Source organism: Novosphingobium percolationis, assembly GCF_020179425.1.
Lineage (GTDB): Bacteria > Pseudomonadota > Alphaproteobacteria > Sphingomonadales > Sphingomonadaceae > Novosphingobium > Novosphingobium percolationis.
This window is the reverse complement of sequence record NZ_JAILYM010000011.1, coordinates 63890-80100: the sequence shown is the minus strand read 5'-3', so window position 1 is coordinate 80100 and position 16211 is coordinate 63890. Positions and strand designations below refer to the sequence as shown.

At 63.8% G+C, this 16211-nt stretch carries 16 protein-coding genes, 1 tRNA gene, 1 pseudogene and 1 riboswitch; of the genes and pseudogenes, 11 read left to right on the top strand and 7 right to left on the bottom strand.

Annotated elements, in window-relative coordinates:
- Nucleotides 1-50: 50 nt before the first annotated feature.
- The 3 genes and pseudogenes from K3A84_RS19885 to K3A84_RS19875 all read left to right on the top strand — a co-directional run bounded on the left by K3A84_RS19885 (nt 51) and on the right by K3A84_RS19875 (nt 1460).
- Nucleotides 51-127 (top strand) — tRNA-Met (locus tag K3A84_RS19885).
- Nucleotides 128-288: 161 nt separating this feature from the next.
- Nucleotides 289-441 (top strand): annotated as a pseudogene (locus K3A84_RS20690) (transposase); the annotation flags it as partial.
- A complete protein-coding gene (locus K3A84_RS19875; RefSeq protein ID WP_449867100.1) occupies nt 408-1460 on the top strand; it encodes an IS3 family transposase in 1053 nt (350 codons plus the stop codon). The pseudogene K3A84_RS20690 and the gene K3A84_RS19875, both read left to right, overlap by 34 nt.
- Here the strand turns inward: K3A84_RS19875 and K3A84_RS19870 are convergent.
- Nucleotides 1432-1923 carry a recombinase family protein gene (locus K3A84_RS19870; protein WP_449867099.1) on the bottom strand — a complete coding sequence of 164 codons (492 nt, stop codon included), beginning with the start codon at nt 1921-1923 and terminating at the stop codon, nt 1432-1434. The genes K3A84_RS19875 and K3A84_RS19870 overlap by 29 nt on opposite strands.
- 120 nt (nt 1924-2043) lie before the next feature.
- On the opposite strand from K3A84_RS19870, the gene K3A84_RS19865 reads away from it, so the two are divergent.
- Both K3A84_RS19865 and K3A84_RS19860 read left to right on the top strand, forming a co-directional pair.
- Complete coding sequence (locus K3A84_RS19865) at nt 2044-2685, top strand: DeoR family transcriptional regulator (protein WP_225011233.1); 642 nt, start codon at nt 2044-2046, stop codon at nt 2683-2685.
- Nucleotides 2686-2697: 12 nt separating this feature from the next.
- Entirely contained in the window at nt 2698-2853 is a 156-nt protein-coding gene (locus tag K3A84_RS19860) for a hypothetical protein (protein ID WP_225011232.1), read from the top strand.
- A 408-nt stretch (nt 2854-3261) separates the two neighbouring features.
- Here the strand turns inward: K3A84_RS19860 and metK are convergent, their stop codons facing one another.
- The 6 genes from metK to K3A84_RS19830 form a co-directional block, all read right to left on the bottom strand.
- Entirely contained in the window at nt 3262-4446 is a 1185-nt protein-coding gene (gene metK / locus K3A84_RS19855) for a methionine adenosyltransferase (RefSeq protein ID WP_225011231.1), read from the bottom strand.
- Between the two features lie 96 nt (nt 4447-4542).
- A complete protein-coding gene (locus K3A84_RS19850) occupies nt 4543-4971 on the bottom strand; it encodes a DUF3293 domain-containing protein (RefSeq protein WP_225011230.1) in 429 nt (142 codons plus the stop codon).
- Nucleotides 4972-5000: 29 nt separating this feature from the next.
- A riboswitch (SAM-I-IV-variant riboswitch) is annotated at nt 5001-5105 on the bottom strand.
- 130 nt (nt 5106-5235) lie between these two features.
- Nucleotides 5236-6393, bottom strand: a complete 1158-nt coding sequence (locus K3A84_RS19845) for a tyrosine-type recombinase/integrase (protein WP_225011229.1) — start codon at nt 6391-6393, stop codon at nt 5236-5238.
- Between the two features lie 495 nt (nt 6394-6888).
- The gene (locus K3A84_RS19840) at nt 6889-8751 is read right to left on the bottom strand and encodes a M12 family metallopeptidase (RefSeq protein WP_225011228.1); all 1863 of its coding nucleotides are present in this window, start codon (nt 8749-8751) and stop codon (nt 6889-6891) included.
- An 84-nt stretch (nt 8752-8835) separates the two neighbouring features.
- Entirely contained in the window at nt 8836-9195 is a 360-nt protein-coding gene (locus K3A84_RS19835) for a bactofilin family protein (protein ID WP_225011227.1), read from the bottom strand.
- Nucleotides 9188-10303 (bottom strand): M23 family metallopeptidase, encoded by a 1116-nt coding sequence (locus K3A84_RS19830; protein ID WP_225011226.1) that lies wholly within the window; start codon nt 10301-10303, stop codon nt 9188-9190. The genes K3A84_RS19835 and K3A84_RS19830 overlap by 8 nt, the downstream gene beginning before the upstream one ends.
- 281 nt (nt 10304-10584) lie before the next feature.
- Between K3A84_RS19830 and K3A84_RS19825 the strand changes: the two genes are divergently transcribed.
- The 6 genes from K3A84_RS19825 (at nt 10585) to K3A84_RS19800 (ending at nt 16210) form a co-directional block, all read left to right on the top strand.
- Nucleotides 10585-11862, top strand: a complete 1278-nt coding sequence (locus K3A84_RS19825) for a glutamate-5-semialdehyde dehydrogenase (protein WP_225011225.1) — start codon at nt 10585-10587, stop codon at nt 11860-11862.
- A complete protein-coding gene (locus K3A84_RS19820; RefSeq protein ID WP_225011224.1) occupies nt 11826-12530 on the top strand; it encodes a nicotinate-nucleotide adenylyltransferase in 705 nt (234 codons plus the stop codon). Before K3A84_RS19825 ends, K3A84_RS19820 begins: the two co-directional genes overlap by 37 nt.
- 124 nt (nt 12531-12654) lie before the next feature.
- Nucleotides 12655-13041, top strand: coding sequence for a ribosome silencing factor (rsfS, locus tag K3A84_RS19815; protein ID WP_225011223.1), 387 nt, complete (start codon nt 12655-12657; stop codon nt 13039-13041).
- Nucleotides 13042-13128: 87 nt separating this feature from the next.
- On the top strand, nt 13129-13554 hold the full coding sequence (locus K3A84_RS19810) for a 23S rRNA (pseudouridine(1915)-N(3))-methyltransferase RlmH (protein ID WP_225011235.1): 426 nt from the start codon (nt 13129-13131) through the stop codon (nt 13552-13554).
- A gap of 16 nt (nt 13555-13570) precedes the next feature.
- Nucleotides 13571-14779 carry a murein hydrolase activator EnvC family protein gene (locus K3A84_RS19805; protein ID WP_225011222.1) on the top strand — a complete coding sequence of 403 codons (1209 nt, stop codon included), beginning with the start codon at nt 13571-13573 and terminating at the stop codon, nt 14777-14779.
- Between the two features lie 75 nt (nt 14780-14854).
- Nucleotides 14855-16210, top strand: coding sequence for a S41 family peptidase (locus tag K3A84_RS19800; protein ID WP_225011221.1), 1356 nt, complete (start codon nt 14855-14857; stop codon nt 16208-16210).
- Nucleotide 16211 lies beyond the last annotated feature (1 nt).

The following is a 16211-nucleotide window of genomic DNA, read 5'->3' as shown; positions in this document are numbered from 1 at the left end:
AAAGGGGCCATCATAGGCCCCTTTTTGCGTCTCATACGCAATCTTGGTGTCGCGGGGTGGAGCAGCCCGGTAGCTCGTCAGGCTCATAACCTGAAGGTCGCAGGTTCAAATCCTGCCCCCGCAACCAATACCATCCAATCCTTTCAAAGACTTGGCGAAAGCTCCCTCCGGGGAGTTTTTTGCGTTTGTGGCGCGCTGTAAGCACTGTGGAAGCAAGAGGGGTCTTGACGTGACCCCCTGATTTTCGTCCAAGCTTGATTAGAGTCCGCCCATTGGAAGGACGGACAGATGAAGCGAACGAGGTTCACGGAAGAGCAGATCATTGGCGTGCTGAAGGAGGCAGAAGCGGGTGCGAAGACCGCTGATCTGGCTCGGCGGCACGGCGTGTCGGAAGCGACGATTTACAACTGGAAGGCCAAGTATGGCGGCCTGGAAGTGTCGGACGCGAAGCGGCTGAGGGCGCTCGAAGACGAGAACGCCAAGCTGAAGCGGCTGCTGGCCGAGGCTATGCTCGACAACGCCGGTCTGAAGGATCTTCTCGCAAAAAATTGGTGACGCCCGCTGCCAAGCGAGAGGCGGTCGCGCGTCTCCAGGCGTTCCTGGGGATGAGCGAGCGGCGGGCGTGTCGTGTGATAGGCGCTGACCGGAAGAGCATGCGCTACCGGTCCCAGCGGGATGACGATGCCGAGGTTCGGTCGAAGCTGCGCGAGCTAGCCCAGCAGCGGCGTCGGTTCGGCTATCGCCGGCTGCATATCCTGCTGCGGCGTGAGGGCATCGTGATCAACCGCAAGAAGACCCAGCGGCTGTACCGCGAGGAGAAGCTGGCGGTCAGACGGCGACGCAATCGGCGCCGTGCTATCGGTGCACGGGCACCCGCACCGGTTCTGGCGTTGCCCAACCAGCGCTGGAGCTTGGATTTCGTGCATGATCAGCTCGCGTCAGGCCGTCGGTTCAGGGTGCTGAACATCGTCGATGACGTGACCCGGGAGTGCCTGCGGGCAGTGCCGGATACCTCGATCTCGGGCCGCAGGCTGGTGCGGGAACTGGCCGATCTCATCGCGGAACGTGGCAAGCCGCGCATGATCGTCAGCGACAATGGCACGGAGCTCACGTCCAATGCCGTGCTCGCTTGGTGCGGTGAGGCCGGAGTGGAGTGGCACTATATCGCGCCAGGCAAGCCAATGCAGAACGGCTACGTCGAGAGCTTCAACGGCCGCATGCGCGATGAACTGCTAAACGAGACGCTGTTCCTCAGCATGGACCATGCCCGCGTTCAGGTCGCTGCATGGGTCGAGGACTACAACCACGAGCGGCCACACTCAGCCCTTGGCTACGAGACCCCGGCGGCATTCGCCGCCGAACTGCATAAGCAATGGCCTGCTCCGCTACGCCCTACGGGCTCCGCTGCACAGGCCATTGCTTACCCTGCGCTCATGCGCAACAAAACGGCCCGGCTCTAATCTCAGCTGGTGGAAAGCTGGGGGTCACGTCAAACCCCTTGAACATGGTGCTCATCGGGGAGCCATCGTTTTCGAACTGCTCGGCGCAATAGGCGATCTGGATCCCGGATCGGCGGCAGATGTACTCGTAGTAGGCGCTCTCGTCCGCATCCTGGAAGCGGCCCCAGCGGCTCACATCATAAACCAGGATCATCTCGAAATCGGCGGCCCCAGCCTCAACATCGGCGATCAGGCGCTGAAGCGAGGCACGTCCATCGATCGACAGGCCGCTCTTGCCATCGTCGGCATATGTGCGGACAATTTCGATGTCCCGAGAGGATGCGTATTTGCGGATCGCATCGGCCTGATTTTCAGTCGAGTATTTTTGGTGGTCGGTCGACATGCGGACATATTCAGCAGCCCGCACAGCGCGGGTTGTCGTGCCTTGTCGGTTCCGATCCTCGTCGTTCTGCAAATCCTTCAAGCGTCGCCCTTTCCGGTTCAGCCGCCGCAGCAGTCCAGGGCGTCCACCAACTGCAGCCCGAAGTGCACCTCTGCCTACCGTTCCGCTCGCACGTGATTTTAACGGCGAAAGGAGCGGAGGATGTTGCCGAAAAAGGGCAAGATGTTGCACCCGTGGAACGGGTTGGCGAAGTCGGCGAAGGACTATGCGGAACTGATCGCGGAGGCCTTACGCCTCGAGCACGATGACACCCACCGATCGGTGAAAACCATCATGCGGTGGACTGGTGCCAGTGAGCGCAGTGTGAAGAACTGGCTTAGCGGGGAAATGGGGCCAAGCGGTTATTTCCTAATGAGACTTTGCGCCCAATCTCTGGCTGCACGTGAGTTGGTTCTGGAGCATTTGACCGAGCTCGAGGTGGGCTTTCCTCCCAACATCGGGGCGGAATTTGGATCAGAGATCCCCGACACAATCCTGGCGCCAAGCGCACCTATACCTTTGCAGCCAACCGGTCGGGCCCATGCTAATGGTGACACGAATGGTGACATTATTGGTGACATGCATGTCACCAATAATGTGCCGTTGAACGAGCGTCAGGCATGGCTACTGGGTCGAGTCGCGAGCGGTGATCGGTGTACCTTCGATGACATTGTAGCCCGTTGGCTGGTCAGTGATCGTACCGCGAAACGTGACATTGCTGAGCTGAAGGGCCGTGGTCTTATTCGCTACAGCGGGTCTCATCGCCGGGGCTTCTATGTTGCAGTGGACGACGCTTTGCCCTGATATGAACTTGGATTGCGCGGCTATGCGATGCGCGGTGTCCATCGCCAGCAAGGCAAAGGCAACACGGTTGCAGCCGTGTTCGCCACCTGGCTGGTGAGCGGTCGTTTGGCTGTCATGCAGCCGGGACAGTTCGTCAACGCCTTCACGGCGGAGGCGATCCCCTACTGAAGGCAGGGAACGAGCAAGAGGCGTGCCGTCACCCGGTACGCCTCTTGCTCCTCTCAGATTGAGATGGCGTACAAAAGGCCATTGAGATTTGATCGGGTTGCAGCCTCCGGATCACCGTGCAGGTAAACCTCGAACGTCATCGTGACGGTTCTCGTCCCAGAGCTAGTGCCTATCGGGGTCTGGACATCGAACCCTTCACCTTTGCCATGCGTCACCTGGAAAGTGTGCTCGCCGCGCGGCCAGTCCCCGTGCTGCGTGTAATATCGCCGGATGTACCAATCCGCCGCCTGTCGGTGCAGCGCGAGATTAAAATAATGCACCATCCCTCCAGCACCGTTCCACCCACCTGGGAACCGGGCAGTTATGTGCGGGCCAGACGGCACTGCTGAACAGTATGGGTAGCTCACCTCAGCGCGCCCCAATTTTCTCGAGCAACTGCGCCGAGCGATCCAATCGTTCCCAGCGGTAGGTCTCGGGTGATTTCCAGCGCCCAAAGTGCCCCAAGACTGCCGTGCCGGTGTAGATCGGACGAACGAGATCGAGATCTTTAATGATTCCCGCAGGTGTCAGATCCCAAATGCTTTGGACCGCATTGGAGATTTCGGTGTCTGGAGCAACTCCGGTGCCGTAGGTTTCAACACTGACTGATACCGGGTCTGCGACGCCGATTGCGTAGGCCAATTGCACTGTGCAGCGCTTTGCCAAACCAGCCCCTACGATGTTCTTCGCAACATGGCGTGCCGCATAGGCCGCAGATCGGTCGACCTTGGTGGGGTCTTTGCCAGAAAAAGCTCCCCCGCCATGAGCGCAAGCGCCGCCATAGGTGTCGACGATGATCTTTCTTCCGGTAAGGCCTGTATCGCCCTTGGGACCACCTACTGTGAAAGTTCCGGCCGGATTGAGAAACGCCTTGAAGCTGTTGGTTCGCAGACTGTGTGGGATCACACGATCGAGCACCTCGGCGGCGAGGAAGTCTCGGACCTCACTAATCATGATCTCCGGCTGATGCTGCCATGAGAGCACGGCCGTATCGATTCCGACCGGAGCACCGTCAATGTAGCGGACAGTCACCTGGGCCTTGCCGTCGGGCTTTAGGACACCGCCTCCAGGAACGATCAGGGTGCTTGCCCTCTGGATCAAATCAGTTGCCAAGGACCAAGCCAGAGGTGTCAACGCCTCGGTCTCGTCGACGGCATGACCGAACATCAGTCCCTGGTCGCCGGCACCAGTAGTTTCGCCTCCATCGACACCAGCCTGGATCTCTGGGCTTTGGTGATTGAAGCGGATCTCGACCTCACACGTTGCCGGATCGATATCGTATTGATCTGAGCCGTAGCCGATTTGCTGCAGCGCATTGCGGACGATCGCTGGGGCGGCTGCTCGCACGGCTTTGAAATCATCTACCCGTTCGGTCCGAAACTCGCCGGCAACGATGATTTTGTCGTTGGCAGCGAAGGTCTCGCAGGCGACGCGGGCGTTGCGGTCCCGCTCAAGGAAAGCGTCGAGAATAGCGTCGGAAATCCGATCGCAGAGTTTGTCGGGGTGGCCAGCAGAAACGGATTCTGAGGTGAACAGGCCATTGAGAACAGACATGGAAGTCTCCGGTTTTAGCCATTTCGACGATGTCGGGGGTGGCAATCAGGAACAAATCCCCCCAGCCCGCGGGTGGGCCAGCCCGATTTCAGAAAATCAGCGCAGCACGATCAGCTCAGGCGTTCCGCTGGCACCGAACCATACGATTGCGTTTTGCTGGTACTTGCGCCCCAGTTCGCACGCCTGCTCGCGGCTGATGCCAATCGCGGCATAGCTAGCCTCAGCGGGCCAACTGGGATCATCGCCCTGGCCCGCACCGTTCATAACAGTAGCACCGAGCTGGGTGAGATTGGCTCGCAGGTTGTCTTGGCGGACTGCATTGTCTGCAGCGGTAAGTGGCTGGCTGAAGGGATTTTCCGCAGTGATAAAGGCACCGCCGGCTGCACTGGCAGCTTGGACCAGTTGAGCTGCCGCCTTTGAAGGCTCGCCAATGTGGAGTACGACTTCGCCATAATCGGTGAATGCGCGATATTGTGTGCGCTTGTAGGCTTCAACCAGTTCAGCTGGAACTTCCGAGCCCGACATAAAAAAACCCTCCATACGGAGGGTCGACACGGCTTCCGCTTCGTTGCTCCTAAGAGCCACATCTGCTTTCGCAAAACCACCTTGCCCGGTTTGGCAGGTTGGCGTGGGTGTCGACCCAGCTCTTGATGACAGGCCGGCTGATATCAAAGTCCTCGGACGCACGCAAGGCGCAGAGCGATCCGTGGTTTTAGAACCGCTGCCTCAGCCTTCGACGACGACGCCTATCCCGATGCAGTGAGCGCTTGGACATCTAAGCAATCCTGATTAGGCTGCCAGTGCCCGGTCCAAAACATCGGTAATCGAATCCGCCGCAATCATGGCTGGCTGGGCTGCGAGGTGTGCATACCGCGCGGTGGTCTGCACCTGGGTATGGCCCAGCAACTTGCCAATGATGGGCAGAGAGTGCCCTGCCGCAATCGCGGTCGACGCGAATGTATGGCGCAGGTCATGGATCCGGACTTCGGAGAGGCCAGCACGGGCACGCACCCGCTGCCAGAAGGGTTGCAGGTCGGTTAAGCGCTGACCAGGTATTATCCCTGTGATGACCCAAGGGTTGCCGTGCAGGCGAGGGGCATTCTCCAGCAGTTCGCAGGCGGGGCGCCCGAGGAACACCTTCTTTGCTCCCGATTTGGAGTCAGGCAGGTTGAGGGTGCGTGCTTCGAGATCCACATAGTCCCACTGCAAGGTCATGATCTCGCTCAGGCGGCATCCGGTGTAGATGAGCAGTCTGATGGCGAGGATTGCAGTCGGCATTTCTCGGCCTTCTTGCTCTACCTCGCGCAGCACATCTCCGAGATGCTTGATCTCGTCCAGGCTCAGGTAGCGCTCGCGTTTCACCTCGGGGTATTTCTGGATCAGACGGCGCGGGTTGCTCCCATCGGGGCGCAGGCCCCACAGCTCGGCCAGATTGAACATCTTGGAGATGATCTCTAGGCAGCGGTTTGCCTCATAGGGAATGTGCCGCAGGTCATGATGGAATTTGGTGACGTCGGCACGGTTGATTTCCGTGACCAGCATTTTCCCCAGTTTCGGCAGGATGAATTTGGCGAGGGACCGCCTGTAACCCTTGGCGGTGCTTTCCTTGACCCGCAGAGAGATGTGCTGCTGGTCAAACCGCTCGGCGAGGTCCTCGACCAATAGCGCCGTACGCTTGGCCTCCCTGTCGGCAGCCGGGTCTTTGCCACTTCGAGCATCAGCGAGCAGGGCGAGAGCCCGGCTGCGTGCCTGTTCGGTGGTGAGGACGGTGCTCGGGCCGAGTGAGATCCGGCGAGATCGCCGCCCAGCGCGATACTGGACGATGTATTGCCGGCGCCCTGATGGCAGAACCCGCAGGCCAAGACCCGGGATGTCTTCATCCCAGATGTAATATTCCTTGTCCTTTGGGGCGGCTGCCTCGACCGCGCGTTTGGTTATTTTGGTCATGTCCGTGTCACTTCTGTCGATCGGATTCGTGACCGCGGCTGACTGGTTGCACTCTGGTGGTTGGCGGCCCACCTCGATGCGACCGGTCTTCCCTCGGCCGACGCAACGGGTGCTGATCAGTGCCCTTGAAGTCAACGAACATATTGAAAAGAAGTAATAAAAGGAAAATAGGCGTGATCGAGCGTATGGGGCGAGAGAGCCCAGTGAGTGCCATGCGGGCTTTCCGCTCGTATCACAGACTGAATTCCGGCAACCTTTGCCGAACGGGCCGTAAGCACAGTGGAAGCAAGAGGGGGCAAAGCGGGGCCAATGCCGTCGCAATTCAGCGGGGGAGGGGGCTCGCTAGACAATCGCCCATCTGTCGGTAATGTCGCACTATTGTTGGCTGTGTCGTACTATATCTAAGCCATTGAAAATGCAGCTCATAACCTGAAGGTCGCAGGTTCAAATCCTGCCCCCGCAACCAGTTTTCATGACAGTCCAGGACGGAACGCCTCAGGCCACGATCTGCAGGTCCCCGTAGGCGAGCGCAGGATGCGTACCCGTGCCCAGCAGCGCGACGGCTATTGCGGCCGTTCCTCCCAACCCATCGGCATCGTAGTAGAGCAGGCCGGTCGTCGTGTTGTAGACGATCCGGTCGCTGGCATCGTGCGCCTTCGTCGCGCCGGCGGCAGCGTAGAAGTCTTCGGCGTGGAGGGCGCCGGTATAGCCGAAAGCGGAAAAAGCAGACTGGCTCAACTGGATCCTGTCACCCTGCTTGTGGCTAAAATCGGCAATCGTGTCGCGCACGGTGGCGGCGTCGTCGAACACGAACACGTCCTTGCCCGCCCCCCCGGTCAGAACATCCTTGCCCTTGCCACCGATCAACTTGTCGGCGCCTTTGCCGCCTTCGAGCACATCGTTGCCGACGAGACCTCGCAGTACGTTGGCACCGCCGTTGCCGATGAGCGTGTTCGCCAGATCGTTGCCGGTGCCCGAGATGTTCGCGGTTCCACCGAGTGTCAGGTTCTCGACGAAACGAGCACCATTGGTCGCGCCAAGGTTGTAGCTGACGGTGCTGACCACCGTGTCGGTGCCGCCCGCGTCCCGGGTGTCGGTGCTCGACGTGCCTATCGTTTCGTAGATCCGGTCGCCGGTCGCATCGACCACGAAGGTATCGTTGCCTGCGCCGCCGAACATCCGGTCGGCCCCGTCCTCGCCATCCAGCACGTCCGCGCCCGCGCCGCCCGTCAACTGGTCGTTGCCGGCCCCTCCCGACAGGTAATCGTCGCCGTCAAGGCCTGTCAGCTTGTTCACTAGCGCGTTGCCCACCAACAGGTCGTCCACCGCCGATCCGCTGGCGTTCTCGTATTCGCCGTAAAGCCAGCGCAGGCTGGCGGGGTTGCCCTTGTCGAGCACGGTCACTTCGGCGTCGTGCAGGCTCATCACCACGCCGACGAGGTGGTCGGCACCGACGATCGGCACGCCGAGGTTGATGTAGATGCCCTGGTCATAGAGCGAGCCGTCGATCGTGTCGGTGCCGCCAAGGTCGAAATAGGTGCGATAGCCAACCGTCCCGGCGACGATCCTGTCGTTAACTGCGCCGCTGGTGCCGCCGCCTTCGCCATAGGCCTGCTGCAAGGCGATCACGTCGAGGATCATCGGGGTGAAGGCGTTGTTGAATTCCAGCGGGCTCTGGTCGTCGTACGACATGATCGAGAAGAATTCTTTGTAGAGGTCCGCCGCGGTTTCGATGTTGAAGCCGAGGGCTTGGAACCCTGCATCCACCAGCGCGCTGAAATCCTCCGACAGAATGGGCTCGCCGGTGGTCTGGTCGAAGTCGGCGTGCGGGTGCGACAGGCCGAGCGAATGCCCCAGTTCGTGCAGCAGTGTCTGGCGGCTGTTCGAGAACTCCGAGAAGGAAAGGTCCTGGTTAAAGGTCGAGCCGAAGTAGTTGATCAGGACATCACCCGCCGATCCGGCGTAGCCAAGCAAGTCGTCGAGCCCGCCGCCCGATATGCCGAGGAAGTTGGAATCGGTGTCGTCGAAGAACAGCGTGATGTTGAAGTCGGAGACATCCGCCGCGCCGACATCGATTTGCGATGCGATATCGCTTGTGCCCGCCGTGTCGTAATCGGTGACTTCGGTGAACGAGATGGCCGCGAACTGCGCCATCAGCGTGAACGCGCCGTAGATGTTCGCCAGCGTGGCCGCGTCCCAGTCGATTTCCTGCGTTGCGCCGGTATCGGGATCGACGAAATCCGAAACGCTCACGCGAATCGTGCCATCGACCTTGAAATCGCTCAACCCGAACGCGTCGAAGTTGAACATCGCCTTCGAAATCAACGTGTTCGGGCTATAGGAGATGATGTTCGACATGGCCGGGCCCTGCGCTGTGACGGTCAGCGCAAGACTACATCATCTTTCCTCGACTGTACCGTGACGCGTGTCACGCCGGCAGCATCAGCCCACCAGCGTGAGGGCCGGTTCCGCATCGGTCGGCCGGCGGGCGAGGTGTCCATCGATACGTGAGCCGTGTTCGATCGTCAGCGCATCGTAGCGCAGGTCGCCTTCGATCCGTGCGGTCTTGAGGATCACCAGTTCGGTGGCCTCGATATTGCCGTGGACCGTCCCTGAAAGCCGGACGCTCTTTGCCGCGATATTGCCCCGGATGGTACTGGCCTCGCCCTGGACCAGCGCGGCGCAGGCAATGTCGCCTTCGATTGTGCCGTCAATGTGCAGGTCCGATTGCGCCGCGATGTCGCCGCGGATCACGATGTCTGTGCCGAGGATCGAGAACGCCCCGGTGTGGCGGTCAGCCACGGTGGGTGTGGTCTTGCTGGAAAACATCGCGGTTCGCCTCGAGAAAGGGGCGCGGGTTGACCGGGCGGTCGTTGATCCGCACTTCGAAATGCAGGTGGGGCCCGGTCGAACGCCCGGTGCTGCCGATCTGGCCGATCACCGCACCCGCATCGACCTTTTGTCCCAGCTTCGCGCCGATGCGCGACATATGGGCATAGCGGGTCATCAGCCCGTTGCCATGGCTGATCTCCACACAGTTGCCATAGCCCTGGCGGACGCCGGTGAAGCTGACGGAACCGGCCGCTGCGGCGAAGATCGGCGCACCGACGGGGCCGCGGAAATCGAGGCCCGCATGAAACGCCGCGCTGCCGTCGAACGGGTCAGCGCGATAGCCGAAACCGCTGGAGATATATTCCAAGCTGGCGGGCAGGGTATTGGGAATGCGCGCAAGGCCGTTCTGCATGGCTGTCATGCGCTCGAGGCTGCGTCCGAAGGCGGCGAAGCGTGGATCGGAAGGGGCGGTGCCCGCGCGGATCAGCGGGCCGCCCATCGCCTTGCGGTCCGCAGCGGCGATCATCGCGGGGTTGAGGCCGACGCGGCGGATGGCGGTTTCCGCGCGCGCGGTGCGGGCGTCGGCATACTTCGTCAGCGTGTCGATCAGTGCCAGCTGGCGTGCCTCGATCCGGGCGAAGCGGGCGGCGTCCGGCCCGGCGGCGGAATTGCTCAGAGACACCTTTTCGGGCGTCGCGCTCGCTGCCGCGGGCAATTCGCCGACATGGCTCTCGATCATCTTGTCGAGGTAGTCCTGCCGCCGTTCCAGTTCCTGCGCTACGCCGCCGATGCCGTTGCGGTATCTGGCGACCTTCGCTTCGGCTTGCGCCACGGCGGCCTCGCGCTGGGCCAGCTGCGCGCGTTGGGAGCCGGCGACCAGTTGCGCGACCAGGGCCCAGCCGAGCACGCCGATCCACACCAGCAGCAGCAGCGCCGCGACCGATCCGGCCGCGACGATCTGCGTGCGGGTGGACACGCGCACGAAGCGCACCCGGCCATCGGAGCGCATGAAGAATTCGCGGGTGGGGAACCAGCGGCGCAGGCGCGCGAGCACCTTCTGGCTGGTGACGATGGACAAGATGGGCGACCCCCGGTTGTTTTCATTCTTGCGCCCGGCACACGGTTGCCGGGGACGCGGCGGCTTACTGGCCGGGGCAGCGGCGGTCGAATCGCCTCCGGTTGAATCGTGCGCCGCCAGCGGTGAAGCGAGCGTTCAGGGCTCAATTCGTCGCATTTTCCGGGAACCGAACCCGCTGTGGGCGATTTTTTACGCTTGCGCCGTTCCGGATCGATTCGCGCCAAGGCCGGTGGTGAAGCGCGTGTGCTGACAACCCGCGCATGCGGTGGTAGGGGGCAGCCATGTCTACGTCTGCCCAGCCCGCCGCCGCTTCGGTTCAGGATCTCGTTGCTTCGCTTGCCCGCGCCGGTCGCGCGGCAGGCCGTGTGTTGGCGCGTACCCCGTCAGCGGACAAGGAGCGCGCGCTCAAGCTGGCGGCCGCTGCGCTGCGCCGGGCCGCGCCGGACGTGCTTGCCGCCAATGCCCGCGATATTTCCGCTGCAGAGACCAACGGCCTGTCGGGCGCGATGATCGATCGACTGCGCCTCGATGAAAAGCGGGTTGAAGGAATCGCCGCCGCGATCGAGGACGTCGCGGTCCTTGCCGATCCCGTGGGCGCGGTGATCGACGAGCAGGCGCGCCCCAATGGCATGGTGCTCCAGCGCCTGCGCATTCCCATCGGGCTGATCGGCATCATCTACGAAAGCCGCCCCAACGTGACGGCGGACGCCGCAGCGCTCTGTGTGCGCTCGGGCAACGCCGTGCTGTTGCGCGGCGGGTCGGAGGCGGTCCATTCGAACCGTGCGATCCACAAGGCCATGGTCGAAGGCCTGGTCGAAGGCGGCCTTCCCGCCGATGCGGTGCAGCTTCTGCCTACGCAGGACCGCGCCGCCGTGGGCGCCATGCTCCAGGCCGCCGGGCTGATCGACATGATCGTGCCGCGCGGTGGCAAGAGCCTCGTCGCCCGCGTTCAGGCCGAGGCGCGCGTGCCCGTGCTGGCCCACCTCGACGGCATCAACCATACCTATGTCCACCATGACGCCGATCCGGCCATGGCGCAGGCCATCGTGCGCAATGCCAAGCTGCGCCGCACCGGCATCTGCGGCGCAATGGAAACGCTGCTGATCGATGCGACCTATCCCGATCCCCACGGTCTGGTAGAGCCGCTGCTGGCCGAGGCTTGCGAGTTGCGCGGCGATGCCCGCGCCCGCGCCATCGATCCGCGTATCGGCGCCGCCAGCGACGAAGACTGGGACACCGAATACCTCGACGCGATCCTCTCGGTCGCGGTGGTGGACGGGCTGGAGGATGCGCTGGCGCACATCGCCCGCCATTCTTCGGGTCACACCGACGCGATCGTCGCTGCCGACCAGGCCGTGGCCGACCGTTTCCTGGCCGAGGTCGACAGCGCGATCGTCATGCACAACGCCTCCAGCCAGTTTGCCGATGGCGGCGAATTCGGCCTCGGCGCGGAAATCGGCATTGCCACCGGGCGGCTTCACGCGCGCGGGCCGGTGGCGCTCGAAGGGCTCACCACCTACAAGTGGCTGGTGCGCGGCTCGGGTCAGGTCCGGCCCTGAGACGCCAGCATCCCGTCGCTACCGGCCTGCTCGGCGGCAGCTTCAATCCCGCGCACGGTGCGCATCGCCGGGTCACCATGTTCGTGGCCAGAGCGCTGTTGCTCGACGAAGTGTGGTGGCTGGTCTCGCCCGGCAACGTGCTCAAGCCTGTCGAGGGCATGGCGCCGCTGCCCGCGCGCCTCGCCTCGGCGCAGCGCATGGCGCGCCGTGCCCCGATCCGCGCTACTGCGATCGAGCGCGATCTGGGCACGCGCTACACCATAGACAGCCTGCGCGCATTGAAGCGCCGCTATCCCAAACGCCGCTTCGTGTGGATCATGGGGGCCGACAATCTCGCGCAGTTTCACCGCTGGCGCGACTGGCGCGGCATTGCACGGGAGATGCCGATTGCGGTTGTCGCCCGTCCGGGCTATGATGCGGCTGCCGTGGCGAGCCCCGCCATGGCCTGGCTGCGCCGCTGGCGTCGGCGAAGCGGACAGAAACTCGATGGCGCAATCAGGAGCGCACCGGCGCTGACGATCCTGCGTTTCGATCCCGATCCGCGTTCGGCCACGGAAATCCGCGCCGCCGACCCGGACTGGCATCGCCGCCAGCGCACCCGTTCCTTGCGTGATCCGATCACGCACCGCGCCATCAGGCCGGGCTCTTTCACAGGAGCCAAGCCGTGAGCGCACTTCCCGCCTCTCTCGCAAAGGCAGGTTCACCGGCTTCCGGATTCGTCCGGGGGCCTCTGCGTTCTGTCTGGGCGCGTCGTGTCATTGAATTGCCAGCTACGGAGACCATTTTTACTCCATGACAACCCTCGAACCCCAGCCGGCCACTGCCGGCGTTGCTCCCCGGGCCGCCCCGGCCAACTTGCATGAACTTATCCTGCAATCGCTCGACGACGATCAGGCGCAGGATGTCGTGTCTATCCCGCTAGAAGGCAAAAGCTCGATCGCCGATTACATGGTGATCGCGTCGGGGCGTTCGACCCGCCAGGTCGCCACGATGGCACAGAAGCTGGCCGAGCGGATCAAGCACGGCGGCTACGGCTCGTCGCGGATCGAAGGTCTGCCCGCCGCCGACTGGGTTCTGGTCGACGCTGGCGATGTCGTCGTCCACCTGTTCCGCCCGGAAGTCCGCACGTTCTACAACCTGGAACGCATGTGGGCCTTCGGAGACCAAGGCGCGGCGTAAGCCGCCCTTGCGCTGCGCCTTCATCCCCCCTCCAGCTTGCGCCAGGGGCCGGGGATGGGCGGCGCCACGGCGCAACGGCAACGACTCATGCTGCTCCACATCATCGCCCGCGGCAGGATCGGCCGCTCGCCCGAAGGCGACCTGGTCGATCGCTACGCCAAGCGGCTGGGGCGTGACTTCAAGATGACCGAACTGCCCGACAAGGGCGGCGCCATCCCCCCCGCAACGCTCAATCCGGTGCGCACCGTCGCGCTTGACGAGCGTGGGCGGCAGCTCACCTCGGTTGAATTCGCGAAAATCCTCGAGCGCTGGCGCGACGACGGCGTGCGCGAGGCGCGCTTCCTGATCGGCGCGGCGGATGGTCACGACGAAGCCCTGCGCGGGCAAGCCGACCTGCTCATCGCCTTCGGCGCCTGTACCTGGCCGCACATGATGGCGCGCGCCATGCTGGCCGAGCAGTTGTTCCGCGCCACCAGCATTATCGCTGGCCATCCCTACCACCGCGAAGGATAAGCGTGGGGCACAGCCCATGACTTCGCGCGCCGCTCTCCTTCTGCTGACCGCCTTCGTGCTGCCGCTGGTTGGCTGGCAGGCGCTGGGGCAGGGTGCGCCCTATGCCTCCAGCGCTGAGGCGGGCAATGCATTGCGCGATGCCGCGCGCGCGCTGGCCGAGGCCCGGACCCGCGCCGAGCGGCTGGAGCAGCAAGCCCATCGCGCCACCGCCGACGCCGATCGCACTGCCGCGCAGGCCGCCGCCACCGCCGCGCGTATCCAGCAGTCCGAAGCCGAGATTCGGGTCGCGCAGGAACAGGCCGCAGTCGTCGCGCGCCAGCGCGATGCACTGCGCCTGCGCATGGCCGAACGGCAGGAGCCGGTCGTGCGCCTAACCGCTGCGCTCGAACTCATGGCGCGCCGTCCGCTCGCCTTCAGCCTGATGCGCACGCAATCGGTGTCCGAGACCGTTCACTTGCGCGCCGTGCTCGAAACCATGCTGCCCGAAGTTCATCGCCGCACCACCGCGCTGCGGGAAGAGATCCAGCGGGGCCGCGCGCTTCAGGACGCTGCGCGCGCTGCCGCTGATCGCCTGCGTGCGGGCGAGGCGGCACTTGGCCGTCGCCGCAGTGAGCTCGCCGCGCTCGAAAGTCGCCAGCGCATCGCCTCGCGCGCGGCGCAGGGCATCGCCGCGCGCGAGGCCGACCGCGCGCTCGCGCTGGCCGAGCAGACGCGCGACCTGTCGGCGCTCGTCGGCCAGCTTGAAGCCGATGGCGCGCTGCGCGAAAAGCTGGCGGCGCTGCCCGGTCCGGTGCAGCGTCCGGCGCGTCCCGGCGACGTGCTGGTGGCTGATGCCATCGCGCCGACGCCGTCGCCTGAAGCGCGCTTCGCATGGGTTCCGCCGGTGGGTGGCCGCGTCGTCACCGGCTTTGGCGAGGCGCGACCGGGGGGAGCCTCGCGCGGGTTGACCTTCGCGCCGCCGCCCGGTGCGCAAGTCGTGGCGCCCGCTGCGGGCCGCGTGGCGTTCGCCGGTCCCTATCGCGGCTTCGGACGTATCGTCATTCTAGAACACGAAGGCGGCTGGTCTAGCCTTGTCACCGATCTCGGGCAGCTCGACGTGGCCGTGGGGGATCGCGTGTTGCAGGGCTCGCCGCTCGGCAGCGCCGGGGCAGGGCGCGCGACCATCACCGTGGAACTGCGCAAGGATGGCCAACCGGTCAATCCGCTCACCCTGCCGCGCGGCTGATCGCACCATCTATCGCTCGCGCAGCACCTTTCGCCATCTGGCGTTCAGGACCAAGGCGCTATAAAAGCAGGTGGAATGCCAGACATCGACCATAAGGCCGCACGGCCCAGGACCTTCGCCCTGCTGCGGACCACCGCGCTCGTCTGCGCCGTGGCGCTGCTGCCTGCCGCCACCGCGGGCCTTGCCGCCGTTGATGCGAAGAGCGGCCCTCAGTTCGGCAAGTTGCTGGCGGTCTACGAACGCATCAAGTCCAACTATGTCGAGCCGGTCGACGACGACAAGCTGATCAAGGGCGCGATCGACGGGATGCTGGCGACGCTCGATCCGCACAGCTCCTATCTCGATGCGCGCGATTTCGAGAACCTGCGCACCCAGACCGATGGCTCCTACGGCGGCCTCGGCCTGTCGGTCACGATGGACGATGGCGCGGTCAAGGTCATCGCCCCCACCAAGGGCAGCCCCGCCGACCAGGCAGGCGTCAAGGCGGGCGACTACATCACCCATCTCGACGGCAAGCTGATCTACGGCGGCACGCTCGATGAAGCGGTCGACCAGATGCGCGGCGCGCCCAATACGCAGATCCGCCTGACGATCTTCCGTCCAGGCCGGGACGAACCGTTCGACGTTACCATCACCCGCCAGATCATCGATCTCAAGCCGGTCGACTGGAAGGTCGATGGCAATGTCGGCGTCATCTCTGTCACGCAGTTCAGCGCCAATGTCGGTGCCGAAGTCGCGGCTGCATGGGGCCAGATCAGGGCGAAGACAGGTGGCCGGCCGGCAGGGCTGGTGCTTGACTTGCGCGGCAATCCGGGGGGGCTGCTCGACGAAGCCGTCGCGCTGTCCGACCAGTTCCTCGAAAAGGGCGCGATCGTCTCGCAGCGCGGTCGCTATGCGCGCGACAACGAGGTCTACAACGCGCAGCCCGGCGACATCGCCAAGGGCATGCCGGTGATCGTGCTGATCGACGAAGGCTCGGCCTCGGCTTCCGAGATCGTCGCGGGCGCGCTTCAGGACCAGCACCGCGCCGTGGTCATGGGCCAGCGCAGTTTCGGCAAGGGCAGCGTGCAGACGCTGATCCCGCTCACCCGCGACACCGCATTGAAGCTCACCACCGCGCGCTACTACACGCCTTCGGGCCGTTCGGTGCAGGAAGGCGGCATCGATCCCGACATCGCCGTGCCGCAGATTTCCGACCCCGACTTGCGCAAGCGCGCGCTGCGCTCCTATCGCGAAAGCGACCTGCGCGGCCACCTGATCAACGAGATCAAGGACGACAAGGATCTCGAAAAGGACAAGCTCGACGATCCGCGCTTCAAGATGACGCCCGAGGAACTCAAGGCCAAGGGCATCGAGGACTTCCAGCTGTGGTACGCCGAACAGACTATCGGCCGCACCACCCCCCAGGCGCTCGCTTCCCGCAAGCGTTGAC